General features: G+C 61.3%; 13 protein-coding genes. 3 read left to right on the top strand and 10 right to left on the bottom strand.

From position 1 onward, the window contains the following. Nucleotides 1–86 precede the first annotated feature (86 nt). Nucleotides 87–947, bottom strand: coding sequence for a GyrI-like domain-containing protein (locus ACEN42_RS00270; protein ID WP_371880389.1), 861 nt, complete (start codon nt 945–947; stop codon nt 87–89). A 152-nt stretch (nt 948–1,099) separates the two neighbouring features. Between ACEN42_RS00270 and ACEN42_RS00265 the strand changes: the two genes are divergently transcribed. After that, nucleotides 1,100–1,294 carry a hypothetical protein gene (locus tag ACEN42_RS00265; protein ID WP_187608195.1) on the top strand — a complete coding sequence of 65 codons (195 nt, stop codon included), beginning with the start codon at nt 1,100–1,102 and terminating at the stop codon, nt 1,292–1,294. Nucleotides 1,295–1,298: 4 nt separating this feature from the next. Beyond that, complete coding sequence (dbpA, locus tag ACEN42_RS00260; RefSeq protein WP_371880388.1) at nt 1,299–2,681, top strand: ATP-dependent RNA helicase DbpA; 1,383 nt, start codon at nt 1,299–1,301, stop codon at nt 2,679–2,681. Between the two features lie 6 nt (nt 2,682–2,687). Here the strand turns inward: dbpA and ACEN42_RS00255 are convergent, their stop codons facing one another. Next, the gene (locus ACEN42_RS00255; RefSeq protein WP_371881136.1) at nt 2,688–4,061 is read right to left on the bottom strand and encodes an MFS transporter; all 1,374 of its coding nucleotides are present in this window, start codon (nt 4,059–4,061) and stop codon (nt 2,688–2,690) included. Nucleotides 4,062–4,256: 195 nt separating this feature from the next. On the opposite strand from ACEN42_RS00255, the gene ACEN42_RS00250 reads away from it, so the two are divergent. Further along, nucleotides 4,257–4,643 (top strand): DUF488 domain-containing protein, encoded by a 387-nt coding sequence (locus ACEN42_RS00250; RefSeq protein ID WP_371880387.1) that lies wholly within the window; start codon nt 4,257–4,259, stop codon nt 4,641–4,643. 153 nt (nt 4,644–4,796) lie between these two features. Here ACEN42_RS00250 and ACEN42_RS00245 read toward each other — a convergent pair whose 3' ends face one another. The 8 genes from ACEN42_RS00245 to ACEN42_RS00210 all read right to left on the bottom strand — a co-directional run bounded on the left by ACEN42_RS00245 (nt 4,797) and on the right by ACEN42_RS00210 (nt 21,381). Beyond that, a complete protein-coding gene (locus ACEN42_RS00245; protein WP_371880386.1) occupies nt 4,797–7,613 on the bottom strand; it encodes an ATP-binding protein in 2,817 nt (938 codons plus the stop codon). Further along, on the bottom strand, nt 7,591–10,506 hold the full coding sequence (locus ACEN42_RS00240) for a DUF1156 domain-containing protein (RefSeq protein WP_371880385.1): 2,916 nt from the start codon (nt 10,504–10,506) through the stop codon (nt 7,591–7,593). Before ACEN42_RS00240 ends, ACEN42_RS00245 begins: the two co-directional genes overlap by 23 nt. A gap of 20 nt (nt 10,507–10,526) precedes the next feature. Beyond that, entirely contained in the window at nt 10,527–11,711 is a 1,185-nt protein-coding gene (locus ACEN42_RS00235) for a DUF3883 domain-containing protein (protein WP_371880384.1), read from the bottom strand. Nucleotides 11,712–11,756: 45 nt separating this feature from the next. Then, the gene (locus ACEN42_RS00230; protein ID WP_371880383.1) at nt 11,757–12,650 is read right to left on the bottom strand and encodes a helicase-related protein; all 894 of its coding nucleotides are present in this window, start codon (nt 12,648–12,650) and stop codon (nt 11,757–11,759) included. Further along, nucleotides 12,607–13,806 (bottom strand): DEAD/DEAH box helicase, encoded by a 1,200-nt coding sequence (locus tag ACEN42_RS00225; protein ID WP_371880382.1) that lies wholly within the window; start codon nt 13,804–13,806, stop codon nt 12,607–12,609. The genes ACEN42_RS00230 and ACEN42_RS00225 overlap by 44 nt, the downstream gene beginning before the upstream one ends. A 1,042-nt stretch (nt 13,807–14,848) precedes the next feature. Beyond that, nucleotides 14,849–17,653 carry a DEAD/DEAH box helicase gene (locus ACEN42_RS00220; protein ID WP_371880381.1) on the bottom strand — a complete coding sequence of 935 codons (2,805 nt, stop codon included), beginning with the start codon at nt 17,651–17,653 and terminating at the stop codon, nt 14,849–14,851. Nucleotides 17,654–17,662: 9 nt separating this feature from the next. Continuing rightward, on the bottom strand, nt 17,663–18,160 hold the full coding sequence (locus tag ACEN42_RS00215) for a hypothetical protein (RefSeq protein ID WP_371880380.1): 498 nt from the start codon (nt 18,158–18,160) through the stop codon (nt 17,663–17,665). Beyond that, nucleotides 18,157–21,381, bottom strand: a complete 3,225-nt coding sequence (locus tag ACEN42_RS00210; RefSeq protein WP_371880379.1) for a DUF1156 domain-containing protein — start codon at nt 21,379–21,381, stop codon at nt 18,157–18,159. Before ACEN42_RS00210 ends, ACEN42_RS00215 begins: the two co-directional genes overlap by 4 nt. Between the last annotated feature and the right edge of the window lie 8 nt (nt 21,382–21,389).

The raw sequence follows: 21,389 nt of genomic DNA, 5'->3' as shown, positions 1-21,389 counted from the left end.
TTCATTCAAACCCGTGTGCGCGCAGAGCCACACGGGTTTTTCTTCGTCGCTGATCAGGATGAAAGATCGCTTGGCAAAGCTTGCCGTCACGCCTCCGTTCTCAAAGGCATCCAGATCTCCGTAACCAACTCACTCGCCACCGTCTCCCTCGGATCGTTGACATAAACCTCGAACACCGGCGCCTCGCCCGTTTCCCTTCCCGACTTCGGCAGCCATTCCCCATAAAGCCACTGATACGCGAAGCAAAGCTGCGCATACGGCCCGACGTGCGTCAGCACCGCGAACTCCCCGCCCGCGACCTCCACGCGCGACACCGGCGCTTCGAACTTCACGGCATCCGCATCGAACAATTCACAACAGGCCATCGAACGCAAATCGTCTTCTGCGACGGCGGAAGGGTCATCGAAATAAATGCCGAGCGAACGCGCGCGAGGATCGATCAACTCGCGCGTCGCGAGCCAATGAAACAGCATTTCGAACGCCCGCCCGATGTTCATATACGACCCGCGATGCTCCATCGCGGCGACGGTAAAACCATTCTGGGTACGAATATCGACTTGATGCATCGCCGTATCTCCTGATCGAACTTCATCGAAAGGGACAAACATGGAAGCGCCGCCTTCGTTGCGAAACTGCCCCGGCGCCATCCGGTAACTCGCCTGAAACGCCCGCGAAAACGCCTGCACGCTGCTATATCCGGCGCGCTCGGCAATAGAGTCGATGGGCACGGCGCCATGCACCAGCTCATTGGCCGCCCGATGCAACCGCAACCGCCGCACGGTTGCCGCCGCCGTCTCGCCATAAAACGCGTGATAGATCCGATGCCAGTGATAAGGCGACAAACAAGCGACCTCCGCGAGCCGATTGAGATCCAGTTCATCATCGAGATGATCGTGGATATGTGCGACCACGCGCGCGAGCCGCGCCTCATAGAGCCTGCTGCTCATCGTTCGCTCCGGAAAGAAAACTCGATGAAAGAAAAGTAGCACGACCCGCTTTAGCATTTCTTGCGGACTTGCGTGGACCGCGTCGGCACGATAGACGCGTACACTTTCGCCTTTGAGCGCACGATCGCGCCACGAACCAGAGAATTACGAACATGTTTACCTGTCGAAACCAGTCCTGCGGCGCAGAGTGGGCGCTATCGGACGTCGTCATCAAGAACGAGGGCCAGGGCCTGCTGTTCCGCTGCCCGATGTGCGGCGCGCGCAACTACGTCTCGCGCACCGACGCCGACGACGGCACCGCCACGTACGAGCAGATCACCGAAATCCCGCCGCGCGGAACACGCTGAAATCATGACGACCGAAACTTCCTTCAGCAGTCTGCCGCTCTCGCCGGCGATGCAGTCGAACCTGCAGCAACTCGGCTATCTGTCGATGACGCCGATCCAGGCCGCGAGCCTGCCGCCGGCGCTCGCGGGCCACGATCTCATCGCGCAGGCGAAAACGGGCAGCGGCAAGACGGCGGCCTTTACGCTGCCGCTGCTTTCCAAGCTCGACGCAAGCCAGTTCGATGTGCAAGCGCTCGTGCTCTGCCCGACACGCGAACTCGCCGATCAGGTCACGCAGGAAATCCGCCGCCTCGCGCGCGCGGAAGAGAACGTGAAAGTGCTGACGCTGTGCGGCGGCACGCCGATGCGCCCGCAGATCGCGAGCCTGGAACACGGCGCGCATATCGTCGTGGGTACGCCGGGCCGCATCATGGATCATCTCGACCGCGCGACGCTCGCGCTCGACGCCGTGCGCACGCTCGTCCTCGACGAAGCCGACCGCATGCTCGACATGGGCTTCTTCGACGATATCGCGTCAGTCGCGCGCAAGTGCCCGAAGGATCGCCAGACCTTGCTGTTCTCGGCGACGTATCCCGAAGGCATCGCGAAACTGAGTCAGCAATTCCTGCGCAATCCGCGCGAGATCAAGCTCACCGAACAGCACAGCAACGCGAAGATCAAGCAGCGCTTTTATCAGGTCGAGGATCACGAGCGGCTGCACGCGGTCGGCCTGCTGCTCGATCATTATCGTCCGGTGAGCACGCTCGCGTTCTGCAACACGAAGCAGCAATGCCGCGATCTGCTCGACGTACTGCTCGCGCAAGGCTTCGAAGCCCTGACGCTGCACGGCGAGCTGGAGCAACGCGAGCGCGATCAGGTGCTCGTGCAGTTCGCGAATCGCAGTTGCTCGGTGCTCGTCGCGACCGATGTCGCCGCGCGCGGCCTCGACATCGCGCAACTGGAAGCGGTGATCAACGTCGACGTGACGCCGGACCCGGAAGTGCATGTGCATCGCATCGGCCGCACGGGACGCGGGGAGGAGGAAGGCTGGGCGCTGTCGCTCGCGAGCATGGACGAGATGGGCCGCGTAGGTTCGATCGAACAGGCGCAGCGCGCGGAAGTGGAATGGCATCCGCTCGACGAACTGACATCGGCGGAACCGGGCCATCTGAAGCCGCCGATGGCGACGCTGCAAATCCTCGGCGGCCGCAAGGACAAGATCCGCCCCGGCGACGTGCTCGGCGCGCTCACCGGCGAAGCGGGTTTCGACGGCAAGCAGATCGGCAAGATCAACGTGATGGACATGGTCACCTACGTGGCCGTCGAGCGAAAGGTCGCGGACGACGCGGTGCGCAAGCTGGGCGCGGGAAAGCTCAAGGGCCGCAAGGTGAAAGTGCGGCGGATGTGAGCGCGCTCAGGCCTCGCGCGACGGCCCTCCGACGATTCGTTCCGACGACGGACCGCGCGTCACGAGGCGCAGACCGCTCGCGACACTGCCCGCGCCCGCGAACGCCGCACCCAGCGACAGCGCGAGCGCCGGGCCATGCTTTCCGGCGATGCTGAAGCACAGCGCGACGAGCGCCGCGCCCGTCGCCTGTCCGATCAGCCGCGATGTCGCGATCGTCCCGCTCGCGCCACCGCTGCGTTCGCGCGGTGCGCTCGACATGAACGCCTTCAAATTCGGCGATTGAAAGAACCCGAAGCCGGCACCGCAGATCGCCATGCGGATGCAGATCTCCAGCGCATGCGGCTGCGCCGGCAACATCGCGAGCGACACCATCCCGACGCATAGAATCGCCAGCCCGACGCCGCCCAGCAAGCCGGGCGCGTGGCGATCGGAGAGGCGTCCCGCGATCGGCGCCATCAATGCGACGAGCGCGGACCACGGCGTCATCAGAAATCCCGTCTCGACCTGGCTGCGTCCCAGCACGCTTTCGAAGAAAAACGGCAGCGACACGAACGCGAGCCCTTGCGCGGCGAACGAGCAGATGGCGGTCATCGTCGAGAGCGCGAACATCGGACGGCGAAAAAGATCGACGGGCAGCATCGGCGCGGGATGGCCACGTTCGCGTCGCAGCAGAAGAACGCCGGCGACGAGCGCGACGCCGAACGCCGTCAGCACGGTATGAGCCGGTGCGCGCTGGGCCGCTTCGCCGAGCGCGAAAATCAGCGACGCGAACGTGACGACATTGAGCAGGGCCGCGATACGATCGAAGCCATGCTCGGCGCGCTTGGTCTGCGGCAGCGATGGCCACGCGATCATCAGCGCGAACACGCCGACGGGCAGGTTGACCGCGAAGAGCCACGGCCACGTGCCGAGCGAGAGCACGATCGACGCGACGGTCGGTCCGACTGCGAACGCGATGCCGACGACGAGCGCATTCAGCCCGACGCCGCGCCCCAGCCGATGCGGTGGAAAGATGGCGCTGATGAGCGCCGCGTTCACGCTCATGATCGCGCTCGCGCCGAGGCCTTGCAGCAAGCGCGCGGCGACGAGCGTCGGCAGCGACCAAGCGAAGGCGCACACCGCCGACGCGACGAGAAACACGATGAGTCCGCCGAGATACACGCGCCGATGGCCGAGGATGCCGCCGAGCGCCGCGAGGGGAAGCAGCGTCGCGACCATCGCGAGCTGATAGGCGTTGATGATCCAGACCGACGCGGCGGGCGTCGTATGCAGATCGGCGGCAATGGCGGGCAATGCGGTGTTGGCGATCGCGGTGTCGAGCGTCGCGAGCGCCACCGAGAGCAGGATCGCGGCCATGCCACGGCGCTCGAGCGGGGTCATCGGGGCGTCGGGATCGTGCGGGAGATTTTCGATGCGTTCTTCGGTGGGCACGGCGGCAATTCCGGATGTAAGCGAACGGAGAATAATCCGAAACGATACGGGAAGATGGCGGGTTTTGCTCTGCGGATGCCCGGGAGCTTTCAAAGCGATGTCAGCGGTTATGCTTTGCAGACGAGTATCGAAGGAGACCGGGGAATGAGCATTCGAATCGTCAGATTGGGGACACCGCGCGCTGAGGATGAAGGGTTGCGTATCGGCACGGTGCGTCGGCCGCCGCGCGGGGTGCCGAAGGCCGAATTCGCGAAGCGCGATTTTTACGACGTGTGGTATCCGGTGCTTTCGCCGACGCAGGACTTGGTGACGGAAGCGCTGCACGCTGAAGACGACAAGGCGTGGCGCGCGTTCGTGAAGAAGTTCAAGGCGCAGATGGCCGAGCCGGATGCGAGCAAGACGCTTGACCTGCTCGCGGCGTTATCGCATCGGACGAATATGTCGGTGGGGTGTTATTGCGAGGAGGAGGCGAGATGTCATCGCTCGGTGTTGCGCGAGTTGTTGGCGGCGCGTGGGGGGGATGTGGTGTAGGTTTTTCGCTGCATTCCATCGTTGATCGGCATAGATGCAGGTCGGGCAGTGAAGGAAAAACACCCCGGAGTTGAGCGGAAGGCCACCTTCCGGGGTGCTTTTCCGTTGGCGTGCGGATGGCCAATCCCGCGCGGCTGTCGTCCGACGCAAACGCTACGCGTCTGACTCGAACTGAGATTGCCTGAATTTGAGCGTATGGCAATTTTCACGCAGCGTGCGCTGGAACTCTCCATCAAAGCCCGAGGCCGATTTCGCTTGAATCTCGATCGTGACGGTCACGTCCACGCCTGATTGATCCGTGAGCAACTTAAGCACCTCGTCTGAAACATCGCCGATATGCTTCGTGATCGTGTACGGATTTAGATCAACCGAGGCGAAGAAGCGTGTCTTTGGCCTTGGTGATGGCGCGGGCTTCGGACCCGGCTTGGAATTCGGACTCGGATTCGGCGCTGAGTGAAGCTCAGGCTTAGTGTGAGGGCCAAGGTCAGGGTCGGGTTCTACGACCCTGGTTGCCTCTCGAAATGCCGCCGCCGCCTTGGGCTCGATGAGCAACAACGCGTCATCGAGAATAGGCGCCGCTCGTGTGCCGAACGTGAAGCCTAGATAGCGATTCTCTTCCCTGCCTTGCGCCAGCCCGAAGAAATCCTGGTTATCGGTGCCCATAGCGATCGCGCGCTGAAAGACGCCGTCATCTGCGAGCCGCGGCAGATAGAGATACCGACAACTCTGCTGCCATACAGTCAGCGCTTTTGCGTCTGGCGCATCCTCCTTCCAGAACCAGCGGGCCAACTCTGCATGAAGGTGAATGGGCGACCATTGCGTGATGAGCGCTTCCGTATCCTTCAGCACCCGTTCGATGTCCTGCGCAAGATTCGGCGCGCCCGGATTGATCTCGCACACGTCCCATTCGATGTCCGGCTTTACGCGTCCGCCGCTAACCCCCTGCAATGGCGCAAGCACCCACTTGTACGTTTCGCGCAGCATTCGGCTCAACGCATCCTTGGCGGCGCTGAGGCTCTTGCTTGCATGCTTCGCCTGAATCTGATCGAGGATCAGCTTGGTATTCTCAATGTCGCTGACGATCGATTGCCACGCCAGAACCGAGCGCGTCTGATCCCTGAGACGGCTCACGCTGTCATAGTCGGGTGCAAGAAAGATCAGGCGGTTTTGCTTGTGACGAGGAAGATCGCCGCGATTCTCCAAGATTGTCTGAGCGCGCTCGAATGCTTGTCGATGAGTCGCGCTTCGACTATACGAAGCGTCCGGCGGCAGGACAATGAGCTTCAGAACGAAGTCGTCGGGAACGTCGCTGCTTCTGGTGAACACATGCACGCGGCCAAACACGCCGCCCGCACGCGCCACGCTCCTCATGCCATCTTCGATAGCCTTGAATACGTCGATATTGTCGCTGAAGCGTCTTTTTCGATCTTCCATCTCGCGCCGCAGATTCGGCCGCGTATCGAACCAGAAACGGTTGTTGGCGCTGTTGAGATAGTGCAGGCGATCACCCATGCTACTCAGTCCGTCCTTGAATTTGACGACCTGCTGCCCCGGCTGCACAACGCCCAGCATGACTCGCTCAAGTTCGATTCCGCGCACCATCTGATTCGACGTGCTCGGCGCGCTGCCGAGAAAGATTGCGCGCGCCGATCGCCGACAGGCCTGCACGCTCCCGAGCAGCGTATTGACGTTTTCGATCTCGGTGGTTTCAGCCTTGTCGCCGTCGACGTTGCGTGTGATCACCGGATCCCAGCCCGGCGCCAGGTGATACAGCAACTCGTTGCGGGTTGCGCTGTCCTTCAATGGAAAGCTGCCGGGCATGATGAGCAAGTCCTTGTCATTCTCCTTCCACAAACAATGGATCACCTTCGCCATCAGTTTCAGCACGCCGCGCGTGCGCTGGAAGTTGTCGAGCGACGACCAGTCTTCATACAGGCGATCGAAGACCTCCGGATGAATGGGATACGCGCGCATCAGGCGTTCGAAATAGCGGCTCTCCTGTGTCTCGCGCGGGAAGTCATTGGCATGATCGAGATAATAATCGGCGAAGGCGCGGCAGACGGTTTCGGCGGCGAGCGGGTCGGCGGGCGTTTCGAATAGCCGCCGGCGAACGATCTCGAAGGCTTCCTCCGTGCCGACGGGTTTCCAAAGCGCCTGGACACGGCCGAAGTAACGTTCGAGCGAATCGAGTGCCTTGGCGCCGTGATCGCTGCCGGCTTCCCGCTTCGATTCCGGCAGCGACGCAAGCAGCATGCCGGTCGGCACCGCCTTCAGCGCTTCGGTCAGCGCTTGCACGAAGGTGAGGTTTGAATCGAAACTGCCGCCCGTCAGCGTCTTGCCGTCCTCGAATTGACGCACATAGGCGACGAGTTCGTCGATGAGAATCACGCAGGGCGCGTAGCGAGACAGCAGTGTTTCGAGCACCGCCTTGCCCGGCGATGTGCCGGATGCGTCGGCAGCGGCGACGATCGCGTAGCCTTCGGCCTTGCCGAGTTGCCAGGCGAGGTCGCCCCACAGCGTGTTGATCGCCTGACCGTCGCGAATAACCGGTTGATTCGGCGATGACTTGATGCCATCCAGCACGGCAATCCGTGCGCGCGGAAGTTCGGTGATGCCGGCCGCGTCGAGGATCGATCCGATGCCGGGCATGTCGCGCGGCGACGCCTCGCCTTTTGCGAGGTGATAGACCGCAAGCATGGTGTGCGTTTTGCCGCCGCCGAACGCGGTCTGCAACTGGATGACGGGATCGCCGCCTTTGCCGCTCAGCCGCTTGACGACGGATTCGAGCAGGAGGCGCATGCCTTCTGTGATGAAGGTGCGCTCGAAGAAGAGCGTGGGGCTCTGATATTCGGCCGTGGCTGTGCCGTCGTGAACACGCGACAGGTCCGCTGCGAATTCGGACTGCTGGAACATGTTCTCCCGAACGTCCTTGTGAGGAACGGCGATTTCACGCCAGGGTTTCAGGTTCATTTTTATTGTCCTCTTGAAGATTGAATTCGCCTTGTGAGTACAGCTCGCCCGCTTCCTCCGAGGCCTTGTCGATGCCCGGCCACGCCATGACCAGTTCGTTGTATGCGCGCGCTTCCTCGGCCCAGCCTTTGCGTTCGCAGAGGGTATAGAGGCGATAGGCCAGCGCGCGTACCGGTTCGCGTCGCGTGGGCATGCGTGCGAGCAGAGTGCCGGCGACGCGTTCGCCGTCCTGATTCAGTGCGCGGATCAGTTGATGCAGCGCTTCCCACACGGGCGTGCGCGTGTCACGTTCGGGCGACCAGTCGCGCGGCAACTCGGCCCAGCGCAGGAGGCGCAATTTGCCCGCGCCGCTCTCGACGACGCCTGCTTCCTGCAGGCCCTGCACCGTCGTGCCCTTGGCAGTGGCGAGCACTGCGGCCTCGCCGTATTTACCTTCGGCCCAGCCTTCCTGTGCGAACCACTGGAGACAGAAGTGCGTGTCGGCGTCGAAATCGTCGTCGGCGAGGAAGCGGTTGATCAGTTGCAGCGCGGTGCGTACGGACATCGGCGTGCCATCGGCTTCGCGGACGGCTGCGTACTGGCTGAATACCGCCATGCCCGGACCGATGATGGCCTGCGAAAGATCGACGGGTGCGATCGGCGAGTTGACGCCGCCTCGGGTCATTTCGTCGAGGGCTTCGGTGAGCACGGCGTCGAGTTGACGCAGGAACTCGCGGCGGTTGACGGTGGGGGCGTCGGCGGGGCGTTTGCGGCAGACGAGGACGATGGACGAGGCGAGGGCATTGGTGCCTGAGCCGATCATTCGATTGCTCAATTCAGTCCGCATGGGCCATGTGCCGGTGAGGGCGAAGCCGGCTTTTAGTACTGCCTCAAGAAATGTTTCCCAGCCCGTGCTGGACGTGCCCTGTTCATTCTTCGTCTCGGACTGTTTGAACGCGTAATAGATCGTGACGGGAAATGCGGGATGTGCTTGTTCTGCCAGGTTGTGAATGGCGCGAGTCATCCCATCCAAGAAGAATGTTTCCGCCTCTTTCTTGCCTCCGTGGCGATATGGGGTGGCTACGAGCTCTTCCGCCTTCGGGACAGCTACTGTCGCGTAAAGATTCGGGAAGATTGGCCGTAGGCATTTGCGCAGCCATACGTAGAAGAAGTCTGAAAGATCCGCGTAGCCGATGTTGTCGTAATACGGTGGGTCAGAAGACACTACCTTATTGACGGAGATCGTCTGCGTCTGCGCGTCCGCTTGGGTAGCGTATCCTTTTTGGCTTCCGGAATGCTCATGAAGAACGCGCGCGGTCTGATCAAGCGCACTCTCGTAGCTGCCTGCAAATTCACTCAGGAAATTCGCTTCTGCAAAGTCCCAAACCATCGGAATCGCTTGACGCCCAAAGGTGTTTCGCAGGCTGTCGCGCGTCGAGTCCCAACCGCAGATCGAAGATCCACGATCAGTCATCTTGTCGATGCCAAACGCGAGGTAGACCCCTATGGCCCGCGAGTAAGTGATCGCATCAATGCCATGGGTCGTGAGTTCGGCATCGTCTTTAGTCTTGCGATTGGCAGCGGTAGCGCGTTCGCACTCAGCTATTGCCTCCTGCACCAAATCCGAGAAGGTCGTCAGCGCGACCAACTGGCGGGGCGTGAAAAGATCGCCGTAGGTTTTTAGACCGTACAAGGGCGGCGAAAACCAACGAGGGTTCTCGGGCATTGCAAGATCAGGTTTCCAGTGTGGCCGCGCAGTTTTCGCTGCGATTTCATGCTGAGAGTTCGGAGCAAGATAAACCCGACCCTTTGACCCGTCCGCCACGATGGCCATGAGGCGCGCACCCATTCGTCCCGCATTTGCCTCGCCATAGATATGCTTCGAATCGATCGGCACGCCGGACATCAAACACCGAAAATTCGCGCCCCGCGCCAGTTTCGTCCCATTCTCCACCCCCTCCGGCAACTCCCCCACCCGAACCTCAAACCGATACCCATCCCCTTCGATAACAGGCTCGACATAAGCCTCCTTCCCCTTCTTGCTGGAAAGCACGAACGTCGAAGCGAGTGGTACTTCGACATGACTGAACGCCGGATTCGGGCTCCTGACCGTGCGCGCCCAGATCCACGCGATAACCGTCAGTTCCCTCCCAACCAGCGGCCTGAGATCTGCACGTTCCTGCGCCATCTCCGCCGTCACTGCGATCTTCGGATACAGATGCCCGATGCGCTTCTCCGCCTCCGCACGCATCCACGCGCCATAGCGCCGCACGTCCTCGGCGAGCCCCTTCGCGCCCGACCAGTCCTCGTGCAGCGTCGCCTGTTTCTCATCGGCCGGGATCGGCCCCACGGGCTTGCGGCCAGCGAAGCGCGGCGGAATCTCGATCATCGCCTTGTTGATCGTTACGGCCACCGGATTGAGATCGGACGCGTAACTTTCCAGCCCCAGACGCTGCGCTTCAAGTGGCAGCGCCCCACCACCGGCGAACGGATCGTGAAAAGCCGGCAATCGCTCCGGATCGAAGAGTTCAGCGGCTTGCGGATGCCGCTTGTTCAGTTCGCACGTCTCGCGCCACGAGTCCCGAATTGCCGCTCGCGCACGCCCGAGCACTTCTTCGTTGTTGGTGTTTTCCCACTTCACCAGGTCTTCAATGATGTTGAACAGGTCATCACGCTTCGCCTTGGCCTGCGCCTTGGTCATGCCCGCGAAATATCCGCGCTCGCCACCCGGATCGTTGACCATCTGCGCGAAGATCACCGCGCGCGCGGCCGCGAGCGGGCGACGCGCCCACCACAGATGCAGCGTCGACGGATGCCCGTGTCGAATCGACTTTTCTCGCGCCGCTGCGGCATTGATGGCATCGAGCGGCAAAGCAACTTCGATAAGTTTTTTTGGTATTTTTACTGCGGTCAAAAGCGCCTTCCTCGTGAGTGTTATTCGGCATGTGTCGCCCGGCTCAGTAGCGCTTGGAGATTCAGTTCGACTCTGGTTTCGGCCCACCCCGGCGAGCGGTCGAACGGTCGGGCGACATAGAACGGCCCTTCGTGCGTGTCGTCATCGACAAGCACGATTGCCAGATGAAACTTGTCCTGCTGATTGAAGCCTTCGCGCATTTCGTTGGCGGTGACGACCACCGTGTCGCTGCCTTTCGCGCGCCCCTTCACTTCGATGTGACGCGGCCACGGCAGCTTTCCGTCGCGCGCTTTGGGCTGGCTGGTGATGTCCCAGCCGCACTTCTGTGCGGACACGTCGATGACGTCGTGACCGAGCGTCCGCTCGGCCTCTATCACTGCGTTCATCGCAATCCGTTCTATGCGTGTGCGCGCCGCGGCATCCGCGCTCCAGCCGCCGTCGCCTCGCAGCTTCGCCAGCAGCCCTGCGGGAATCACCAGCGCGCGACCCACGATGCGAGGCGTCGCGGCTACGACCTCGCGCATCGCATTCAACTCTTGCTCGCGGGTTTCCAGGCGCTGGCCCAGTTCGTCGATCGTGCGACCGACGTTGCTTAGCGCGAGACGAACATCCTTGCCCGCGGCAGCTTCCTTGCGCAGCTCGCTGTAGCGTGCCGACCAATGGCGAATCTCGCTCTCCAGCCGCTCGCGGACGGCCTGGAGCGTCCTGCCGACGTCGTGTTCGCGGCGGCGGCGCACTTCGTTCACGTGTTCTGTAGCGATCTGTGCGCAGGCATCCGACAGTGAGATATGCGCGGCGTCCCGACCGAGCCAGGGTTCGTCGAGCAAATAGGCGACCGCCTCGACGTCGGCAGGTGTCGCCGCGTCGAGCGCAAGGTGAGGGGAGAAGCCCGCGTTGGCGGCGCGCCCATCGCGCGGGATCTCGATGAACTGGATGCGACGCGACACGAGATCCGCCGGATCGCCTCCTTGGTACACCGAGTGGTCGATCATGAAGAGCGCGCGAGGCACGATGTCCAAATCGCTTCGGTCGATAAGCACCGCGCCATCGGCAAGCTCGTGGCTATGGCGCTCCAGGATGAGATCGGTGACCGCGCGCATCAACGGATGGGCTGGATGAATCAGGTTTGCGACGGGCGTATCGGGGCGCTCGGCGAGCCGCACGTGCTGCTTGTCGAATGCGATGCGCTCGTAACGCGGCAGCACCGCCTGTGCCTTGCGCCCCTCGCGATCCGCGACCCGCCGTGCGTGCTAGCGGATTTCGACGGGAACGTGCGTGATCTCGAATCGCCCCGCTTCACGCGGACGCAGGGCGCCTCCGATTTCGTCGAAGGCTCGCACGAAGAACGCCTGGATGAAGTAAGGCTGGAGCTTGCGAGCCTCCGCTTTCTCCATGTCCTCACGCACTGCAAAGAGGCGAGTCTCGTCTATCACCTGCTCGCAGAGGGCGATGCGCGCGATGATCGATTCGAGATGACGTCGGTCGAGTGCGTCCTCGACGGCGTCGATTGGATTTTTATCTGACTCGGTATGGAAGTCGTTGCGGATTGCATCGACCAGCAGGTCTTTCAGACTGCGATTCTCGAAGACCTCGCCCAAAATGTCGAAGACCCGACCGCCGAGCGCTTCACGTTCGACATCGAGCTTCTCGAAGAGACGGAGGAAGACATCGCCTTCGCGCGTGCCCGCTGCAACCATGTTCCACAGATGGCAGACCGCCGTCTGGCCGATTCTGTGTATCCGCCCAAAGCGCTGCTCCAGACGGTTCGGGTTCCAGGGCAGGTCATAGTTGACCATCAGATTCGCGTTCTGAAGATTGATGCCTTCACCCGCCGCGTCCGTCGCGACCAGCACGCGCACCACGGGATCGTTACGAAACAGATCCTGTACCTTGCTTCGGTCCTCACGCGTCACACCGCCGTGGATGACCACGACCGCTTCTTCGTCGCCCATCAGGCCGCGAAGTTTCAACGCGAGGTAGTCGAGCGTATCCCGATGCTCGGTAAAGACGATCAGCTTGCGCTGCCGACCGTCGCGCTCACGCATTTCAGGTGTGTTTTGCAGCAGATTCGACAGCTCGCTCCACTTCCTGTCCTGCCCGCTATGCACTACGTCGCGCGCCTGCTTTTCCAGCGCTTCGAGCACGGCGATTTCGGCTTCGAGTTCTCGAATTGGTCTGTGCCGCGCTGGCCTGGCCGACGAGCCGTTCTTCCTCGGCTTCGTAGTCGGCTGACGCAAGAGAATCCGCCGATTCCCACAGGTCCTCGGCGGCAGCGCTGAAGGCGAACGCGATCGGTTCATCCCGACGTCGAGAGTGCTCGTGCTCGACGCGTTGTCGGAACTTTTCACGACGACGCATGAGCGAGCGACAAATTGCCTCCGGGCTCGACGCGAGCCGCCGCTGCAACGACGTCAGCGCGAAGCCGACAGCACTTCGTCGCGCGCCGTCGTGTAACGAGTCAGCACGGCTCATCTCTTCGCGGACATAGCCGGTGACGGCATCGTAGAGCGCGGTTTCCTCATCCGACAGGGAGTAGGTGGTCGTGTATGCCCGGCGTTCGGGGAACAGGCGCGTTCCGTCGAAGCGCAGCATTTCCTCTTTCACCATGCGATGCATCAGATCGGAAATGTCGGCGCGCTGTGCGCCGTCGCGCATCCTGCCGCAGAAGCGATCGGCGTCCAGCAGGGACATGAAAAGCTGGAAGTCTTCTTCCTTGCCGTTGTGTGGGGTCGCGGTCAGCAGCAGGAAATGCCGCGTGAGGGTTCCGAGCAATTCGCCGAGCTGGAATCGTTTGGTTCTGTTGACGCGATTGCCGCTAGAGGTGGCGGAGAGCTTGTGTGCTTCGTCGACGACAATCAGATCCCAGCGGGAGCGCCGCAACTGATCGAGGAGGTCATCGTTACGAGCAAGTTGGTCGATGCGCGCGACCATGAGATCCGCTTCGGAGAAGGGATTCGCATCGAAGGAGGCCTTCAATGACTCGCGGCCGGCTATCGTGAAGTCGAGACCGAATTTCGTCGATAGCTCGTCCTGCCACTGGTCGACGAGACTGCCTGGCGCGACGATCAGCACGCGCTCGGCGTCCGCGCGCATCAGCAGTTCGCGGATGAGAAGCCCTGCCATGATCGTCTTGCCTGATCCCGGATCATCTGCAAGCACGTATCGCAAAGGCTGCCGCGGCAGCATCGATTCGTAGACCGCGGAGATCTGGTGAGGCAGCGGTTCGACGTTCGATGTCTGAATCGCCATCATCCGATCGAACAGATGGGCGAATTGCATGCGATAGGCTTCGGCGGCCAATTTGAACGTTTCGCCCGATGCACGGAATTCTGGAGAGCGGCTCGTCTTGGATATGAACGTGTTCGACTCCATTACGTAGGTATCCGAATTTTCTGGAATATTTCTTCCCGAGCATCCAAGGGCGGCAGGCGTCTTTCAAATGAGGTGCAGGTTCGGGCTTGCTTTAGATAGCAAGGATACTTACTGGCTGGAAATCGACAAGCGATTAAGCTGAAAATTAGGCGGTTTGTCTTTTTTTATCTTAGGATAAATGAGAAGGATGGTGGAAAACTCTTAATAATTCAGAAAAGATAGCCTTATATTGCCTGAAATCAGTGATCGGACGCTCATATCGTGACGTGTTCTCAGCACCAAACTCGCTGAAAATGTCGCGCGTTCGTTTGCCTCGTAACGTGCACGAGAGGCGCGAGTGGAATCGTTGGATCAGCGGAATGCAGCGAGCTTGCGTTTGAATCCGGCTCGGACCTGTGGGGCGCACGAGAAAACGAAAAAGCCCGGTCAGCTTTCGCTAACCGGGCTTCAAAATGCTTGGTGGGGCGTGAGTGACTCGAACACTCGACCTACGGATTAAGAGTCCCGCTTCCTGCAAATAGGTAGAAATTAAAGCGCAGTCAAATCAAAGACTTGCACCGGTAGCCATCCACTGACCGACTGCGCTTTTTGCCCTTCTTGGGCGCGATTCTCGCCTACTTTGGTCAAGTTTTGGTCAAGGTGTCCTTGCACCTTTCTTTAGGAGACAGTCAATGCTGCCTGAGTTCGAGACAGTCGAAGAGTTTTCCGTCGATTCCGAGATTGCTGACGCCACGGTTAGGGTTCGGTTACGTCGACAGACCAACCACCAAGCTAGCAGGTACAGCCGTGGGCCATATTGGCTTGATTTGCAGGTCGGTGGTATACATGTTCCACACTACTGCGTGGATGAGCGCTTCGCCCGCGAGGCGGCTTGTCGGTTTCTGCTACAGCACGTCAAGGGCATTACACCGACCAAGCATTGAGCCTCAGGGGGCATCCGTCTTGCATTCCGCTTAGGTCGCTCCTTTTGTCAGAGTGAGCTAGGAAGGGAGATCGCGTTCGCCTCAGGCATACGTAGGATTTCCACGTACCCAATCAATTCGGCCGAATAGCTGCCATCGCCGTTTACAGCCCCCTTGTGCTTTAACTCTCGTTGTAATGTTGGTTCGACAGTATGGACGAATAGGTCGATGCGTTGCTCAGACTGGAAGGTCGGCGTGGTGGTTGGAGCCAGTAGGTACTTTTCACTTAGACGCTCGACCGCCGGAACGCGGGTGCCGTCCTGCTTGACGGCGATGGGCTGTACCACGACGCGGCGCTCACCGTTTCCGGCGGACACCTCGACCATCCACATCGACAGAAGTACCGGCTCTTCCACGTCGCCCAACACGGCAATGCCAATGTCCTCTGGTGGTATGCTGCGCCAGCGCGCCAATTCCTCCTGCACCAGCGGGTGATCCAAGCCCATGAGCTGCAGCGTGTCTTGGTTCGCCGCATCGCGGTTCAAGGTAAAGCGGGTGCGGCATGTGCCCTCCGTGGTAACGAGGTCGTAGGTGGACTCGTCCACTTTCATCAGTTTCTGCTGGCGATCCGCGACTGCCGCCGACAGAAAGCGCACCAGTCGATCCATACTGGACGACACGTCCGAGAAGGGCTTGTAGTCGTCAAGGCTGAATCCGTCGAGGACTTGAAACAGGTCGAACACCACGTGCCGTGCTTCGCGGGAATTCGATAGCGCCGCTTCCAACTCTACCTGCGTCCGCTTGAGCTCCGGATCGGACAACGCCTCCTGATACAGGCGGTCGTAGTTCAAACGCTCGGACAATTGCCCAAGAATTTGCGCGCGCAGGTCTTCGGCTACGTTGCCTTGCTCATCCACCTTGCCGACCGTGCGCGCGATCTCGGTCAGCTTTTCGTCCAGCAGTAGAAAAATGCGGCCTTCGATAGTGTCCGACAACACGAGGTTGTAGACTTGCGCCGTGTGGCTCTGGCCGTAGCGGTGGATACGCCCGATGCGCTGCTCCATGTCCATCGGGTTCCACGGCAGGTCGAAGTTGAACAGGATGCGCGCGAATTGAAGGTTGATGCCTTCGCGCCCGGCCGCCGTGCAGACCAGCACGCGCGGACCGTCTTTCAAGCGGAACCGCCGCTCCGCCGCCACCTTCGCACCATGGTCGCCGCCGCGCAGCACCACCACGCCCTGACCGGGGAAGGTCTGCTCGATCTCGCGGGCGATCATGTCCACCGTGCCAAGGTAGGTGGCGAAGATCACGATCTTCTCGTTTTGGTTTTGCCGCCACAGCGTACCCAGGCCATCGAGCAGCTTCTGCATCTTGGTTTCGCGCTGCGCCGGGAACACGCGCAGCAGGTCGCCGATACGTAGGCGTTCCTCCGGCAGATGCAGGTTCACCACGGCAGAGGCGGCTTCCTCCGCGTGCGTGGCCGAATACTCGCTGCCGTAGGGATCGGAGGCCATTTCCAGCGCCTCCTCATCCAGCTTCTTGGCGAGCCGGTATTTCAGGTCGGCCAGCACACGATCCGCCTCACTATGCCCAACGCTGTCGCGCGGCAAATCGAATTCCTCGTGGATCAAATCGCGCGCTTCATCCGTCAGCCGTTCGCGGCCTTCGATGTCCAGTTCCTTGTCGCGCAGAAACGCCTCGTGCAGCGTCAGCATCAGCAGGCGGCGCTTGAGCGTGCGGCGCACGGCAGCAAAGCTCGATGCCGCGATCTTCTGGAAGATCGCCATTAGGAAGCCGAGCGCGCGCCCTTGGTTGCCCTGACGGCGCGCAAGGTCGAAGCCGTCCTCCAGATACTCGCGCAGCTTCTCGTAGAACAGCCGCTCGGCCTGCGCCATCACGAAGGATTCGGTGTGAACCCAGCGGCGCGCGAATAGAGGCGAACCGTCCGGTTGGCAGGCGTCGGCTTTGGTGCGGCGGAACATCACCGTGTTAAGCCGGTGCCGTTGCTCGACCATCTCTTCAGGGCTGCGGAACAGCGTCGGGTTCAGCAGTTGCACCAGCATCCAGAACTGGAAGTGATTGCCCTGATGCGGCGTCGCCGACAGCAGCACGAGGTCGCGCGAGTGATCCTTCAGCGCCTCGGCAAGCTTGTAGTTCTCGGTCTTGCGCACCTTGCCGCCGCTGCGATAGGCCGTGAGGTGGTGCGCTTCGTCGAACACCACCAAATCCCAACGCGGCGCGTCCAACAGGCGCTTGATGCGCGCCGGGCGTTTCAAAGTGTCGATGCTGGCGATCAGGCGGTCGTGCTTGGCGAAAGCGTTGGTCTTGCGGTCGGTGATGTCGCCTTCGGAGCCGAATACCTCGAAGTCGAGATTGAACACCTCGTTTAATTCGCGGTGCCAGTTGTTCACGAGGCCAGCAGGCACCACCATCAGCGCGCGCGTCAGTTCGCCCCGGCTGGCCAGCTCGCGCAGGATCAGCGCGGTTTCAATGGTCTTGCCCAAGCCCACCTCGTCGGCGATCAGATAGCGCCGGGGCGACGCGGTGGCGATGCGGTGCGTCAGCACCACCTGGTGCGGCAGCAGGTCGATCTTGGCTGAAGTCAGCGCCGAGGCGCTTTCCATTACCGGTAGCGCGTGCGCCTCGTACGACAGCCACGCCTTGCGCCCGCGCTCTGTACTGCCTCCGACCGCGCGCAGGATGCGCTCGGTGCGCGTGAGTTCGCGACGGAGCGAAGTGACTGGAACGCGGCGTTCGCCGACGCCGAAGAACGCGCGCAGATAGCCGTCACGCGCCGGATCGAGGACGACACCTTGGCCGTACTCGTGGTGGGTGATGCGCTCGCCGCGTTGAAACTGAATCTCTGCCGTCACGCGCCCACCTCAGGTGATCCGCAGGTGGAACAGGCCCGCAGGCTTGCTGCCGTCGGGTAGCATGATTTCCTGCGGGTACTCGTTGGCCTGTCCCCATAGGACGCGACCGAAGTCGAGCTGATGGCCGTGGGGCGTGTGGCACAGCCAATTAACTTCATCGGTGGCCGCCTGCACCCGGATGCGGTTCCCGCCGCCTGGTAGCCAGAACACCAGCGCGCCATCGCTTCCCCATTCGTCCTGAAACGACAGGACGGCCGGCTTGATGGCATCGCCCAGCCACGCTTCGGCATCGGTCGGTGTCAGCAGATCGAGGCTGCCATCCAGCCCAGCGACTACCAGCGTCCTGCCGCCATTGCTGGGCAGTTCGTCCGGCCAGTTGCCCGCCGCGCGCAGGAACTGGCGCAGGCTGCATACCTCGCTGGCCGAGCAGATCTGGTTGCGCGCGTCCTCGTCCCACAGCCAACTGGTGCCGCGGCGCTGCCACACCGTATCGAGCAGTTGCCTCATTGCGCATACTCCCCATCGTCAACGAATAGAGATGCCTGCACCGGTTGCGGCCCCCGGCTTGCTGCCCAGGTGTTGTAGATCGTCGTGGCACGCGACGCCGCGTTGCGGGTGGCCTGGCTCGGGCCGTTGCGGTGAAGCCATTCCAGCAGCGGCTTCAGCGCGACGTGCGGCTTGAAGTTTTCGTTCTTTAGCGTGTCCGAGGCGTTAATGCCACTGTTGTCGAAGCACGCGCCGACCAGCATCAGCGCCTGATCCAGATCGGTCGTCAGCTTACGGCGGTGCCTACCCGACCACTCGCGCGCGAACTCGAGTGGATCGGTGCGAGTGAACACCTTGTTCTTCTCAGCGCACCAGCCGCGCTGCACGAACTCGTCCGGCGTGGTGATCGAGCCTTTGAGGAACTTCTGCAACTGGTCGCGTTTCAGCTCGGCCGCATTGCCGAAGGTGCGCAGGAACTGGCGGGTGATCGGCTCGGCGGTGACCGGTGGCGCTTCCTTGCCCTTGTCGGCATCCTCGTCGATAAGCTGGTTGATGCCGAGCAGCGCATCGCTGACGGAGATGGTTCGGCCTTCGTCCACATATACTTTGCCGTAATGACGCGAGAAATACTCCAGCGCCTTGCCGCGCCGGATCACCTGGATGTCGGCGGCGGGCAGACCTTCCTTCGCGTGGTTCTCCAACATGGTCTGCAACTGGCGCACGTCGGCCATCACCTCGCGGCGCATGCGGCCCCAACTCACCGGCTTGGGTTCTTCGGTGCGCTTGCGGCAGACGTGAATGATGTCGTACTCGATGGTCTTGGAGCCGAATTCGCCTTCGCCCTTGGTTTCGTCACAGCGGATGGGATACGTCGCCTCGAGATAGTAGCCCGCGTCGAACAGCGACTCGAGCACGGCCACCCAGGGCTCGTCCTCGCTGTGGTGGAAGGTGAAGGCCAGAATGCCGCCAGGTTTCAGTGCGCGATGCGCCTCACGCCAGCATTGCGTGAGCAGGCGCTGGTAGAAACCATCTGGGTCTTCCGGCTCGCGCGCGCGATTGGCGACGGCCTCCAGCGACTTGGGCGTGTAGTCAGCAGTGAAATAGTCGGGGTACTTGTCCTTCAGCGCGAGGCGCAGCCAGACGTAGAAGAAATCGGACAACTCCGAGTAATGCAGCAGGCCGCCGAAGGGCGGATCTGTGATGACCAGATCGAGGCTTGCCGTGGGGGCCTGCGTGAGGTCGGTAGACGAGCCGCAATAAATGTCCGCGCCCAGAAGGGGATCGCCCAACGCAATCTTGGTCGATTTTCCCGATGTTTGTGAACCGATACTTGGGAGCTTGATGTTAAGCCGCTCGTTGCTGACCAACTCCGTCGGAGAGACCAGCCATTCTAGTCCCTCCATCAGGGTCTCAATCGAAGAGTTCCAATTTCCACGCCCGAGATGAGCAAAGATGCTGTTTTCGACGACTGTGGGTTTCGGATGGAAATTGGAATTACTGAGGCTCGGCGCAACACAGTCTTGCTGAATATCCCAGAAGCACAGCATGTTTTGATGCTGTAGGTATCTGTGGAATGCGCCAAGAACGAACTCCCTAACGCGCCACTCATGGGATCCAGTTGTCGTAATGGCCTTAAGCAGGAGCGCATGTACCAAACTCTGCCGCGGACTAAACATCGTCCACCAGTGCGTAAATCCGTAGTTCTCTCGGATGTCGCTATTGGCTATCGCCGTCATGAACCCATAAGGAATCTCAGAGCGAGGCCAGTAGTCCTTCAGGTCGGCATCCTTGCGCGCCTCCCATTCCGAGAACGCAGCGTCGTACTGACGGGCGTGCGCCGCATCGTAGGCGGCGAAGAAGCGCCCGCTGTATGGCTTGCCCGCCGCGTCGCGCTTTGGTGCGTAGCCCTGCACCGCGTAACCCGCCATTTGCCCGCTCTTCTTCGTAGCCTTGATTGAATTCATCACGCCCTGCACCGTTCCGCAGGCCGCGCAGGCAAAATTGGATCGTTTCGGCACAGTGCCTTTCTCCGGCGCGAAGGTAACGCCCGTTTCCGGGTCGGTCACTTCGTCTGGCAGCGCGCCGCGCACTTCCAGCAGGCGAATCTTCGCGGCGCGCGCCGCATCCCATCGTGTGGTCGACATCACGTCGTCCTGCGCCGATCCGCCGTAAGCTTGGCCGTTCGCGTCCTGCCTCGCTTCGCCCGCCAACCATTGCGGATGTACAAGTAGGCTCAATTCCACCTTCTTGTTCTTGCTCTTGCCCAAGTTCACCAGAGCGGTGTGGCCGCAGTGCGGGCATATGACGCCCTTATTCCGGTCGAGCACGGAATACGGCGATTCGGTGGGAGCGACGAAAAACGGTGCATCGGGGGCCATACGCGCGGCTTCTTCTTCCACGTCGAACGCCTCGCCGCACTTGTCGCAAGCGTGTTGCCAATGCTTGACGGTAAGCGTTTTCACCGCCATCACCGGGCTGGTCATGATCGGCGTGCGGTGGCCGCAGCCCGTCACCTGACACGGCCCGTGCTTGGCCCAGAAGGTGTAGATGATCTCCGGGCCTTCGTAGCGGTAGTTCTTGCGTTCGTCATGCGGGATGGCGAGCGGGTCGAAGTCGGCAGGCATGGCCTTGTTCGTCGGCAGATGCGTCCATTTGCCTTTCTCGCCCTCGGGGCCGTCGCAGTAGTAGTACGGCATGATCTGCGGCTTGACCTCAGCCTCGATGTCGGCGAGGAGCATCTTCACTTCCTCAGGGCTCACATTCGCCAGTTCCTGCTTGACCACGAACCACGCAACCGGGTTGAGGTCGTTGCCGACCATCTGCATACCGAGGCGCGAGCCTTCCACTAGCGTGGTGCCGCCGCCCATGAAGATGTCCGCCACCTTGAGTTGCTTGAACGCACCTTTCTTTTGGTGGTTGGCGTAGTAGTTGTCCCACACCAGTTTGGCCGATTCGGACGGATCGTCTGGAGCTTTAGTCGCTGCGGCTATCAACAAGCTCCGAAATACGCTCGACGGGCGTCGCGCCCACCATTTCGTCATCGTGTATATGGGCTTCCTCCCAGCGCCCGATGCCGTTTCAACTTTCGCGATCTCGTTAATCGGCAGGATTGGAAAATCCACCTCCAGACAGGTCTTGGGGCGGTTTGGGTCATTGAAATCAACTGTTTCCAGCGCAGCGGCCTTGCCTGCTCCGACGGCCTTCGCGATTTCTTGTACGAGTAATTCTTTCTTGGTGGCCATCAGCCGCA

Origin of the sequence: Caballeronia sp. S22, from assembly GCF_964261745.1 — a bacterium.
In the GTDB taxonomy this organism is placed as follows: Bacteria; Pseudomonadota; Gammaproteobacteria; order Burkholderiales; family Burkholderiaceae; genus Caballeronia; species Caballeronia jiangsuensis.
This window is presented reverse-complemented; position numbering and strand designations above follow the sequence as displayed.

Bases quoted from the DNA above. Each gene is read 5' to 3' on its own strand.
- ACEN42_RS00270 (WP_371880389.1), bottom strand. From the start codon at position 947: ATGAGCAGCAGGCTCTATGAGGCGCGGCTCGCGCGCGTGGTCGCACAT.
- ACEN42_RS00265 (WP_187608195.1), top strand. From the start codon at position 1,100: ATGTTTACCTGTCGAAACCAGTCCTGCGGCGCAGAGTGGGCGCTATCG.
- dbpA (WP_371880388.1), top strand. From the start codon at position 1,299: ATGACGACCGAAACTTCCTTCAGCAGTCTGCCGCTCTCGCCGGCGATG.
- ACEN42_RS00255 (WP_371881136.1), bottom strand. From the start codon at position 4,061: ATGACCCCGCTCGAGCGCCGTGGCATGGCCGCGATCCTGCTCTCGGTG.
- ACEN42_RS00250 (WP_371880387.1), top strand. From the start codon at position 4,257: ATGAGCATTCGAATCGTCAGATTGGGGACACCGCGCGCTGAGGATGAA.
- ACEN42_RS00245 (WP_371880386.1), bottom strand. From the start codon at position 7,613: ATGAACCTGAAACCCTGGCGTGAAATCGCCGTTCCTCACAAGGACGTT.
- ACEN42_RS00215 (WP_371880380.1), bottom strand. From the start codon at position 18,160: ATGAGGCAACTGCTCGATACGGTGTGGCAGCGCCGCGGCACCAGTTGG.
- ACEN42_RS00210 (WP_371880379.1), bottom strand. From the start codon at position 21,381: ATGGCCACCAAGAAAGAATTACTCGTACAAGAAATCGCGAAGGCCGTC.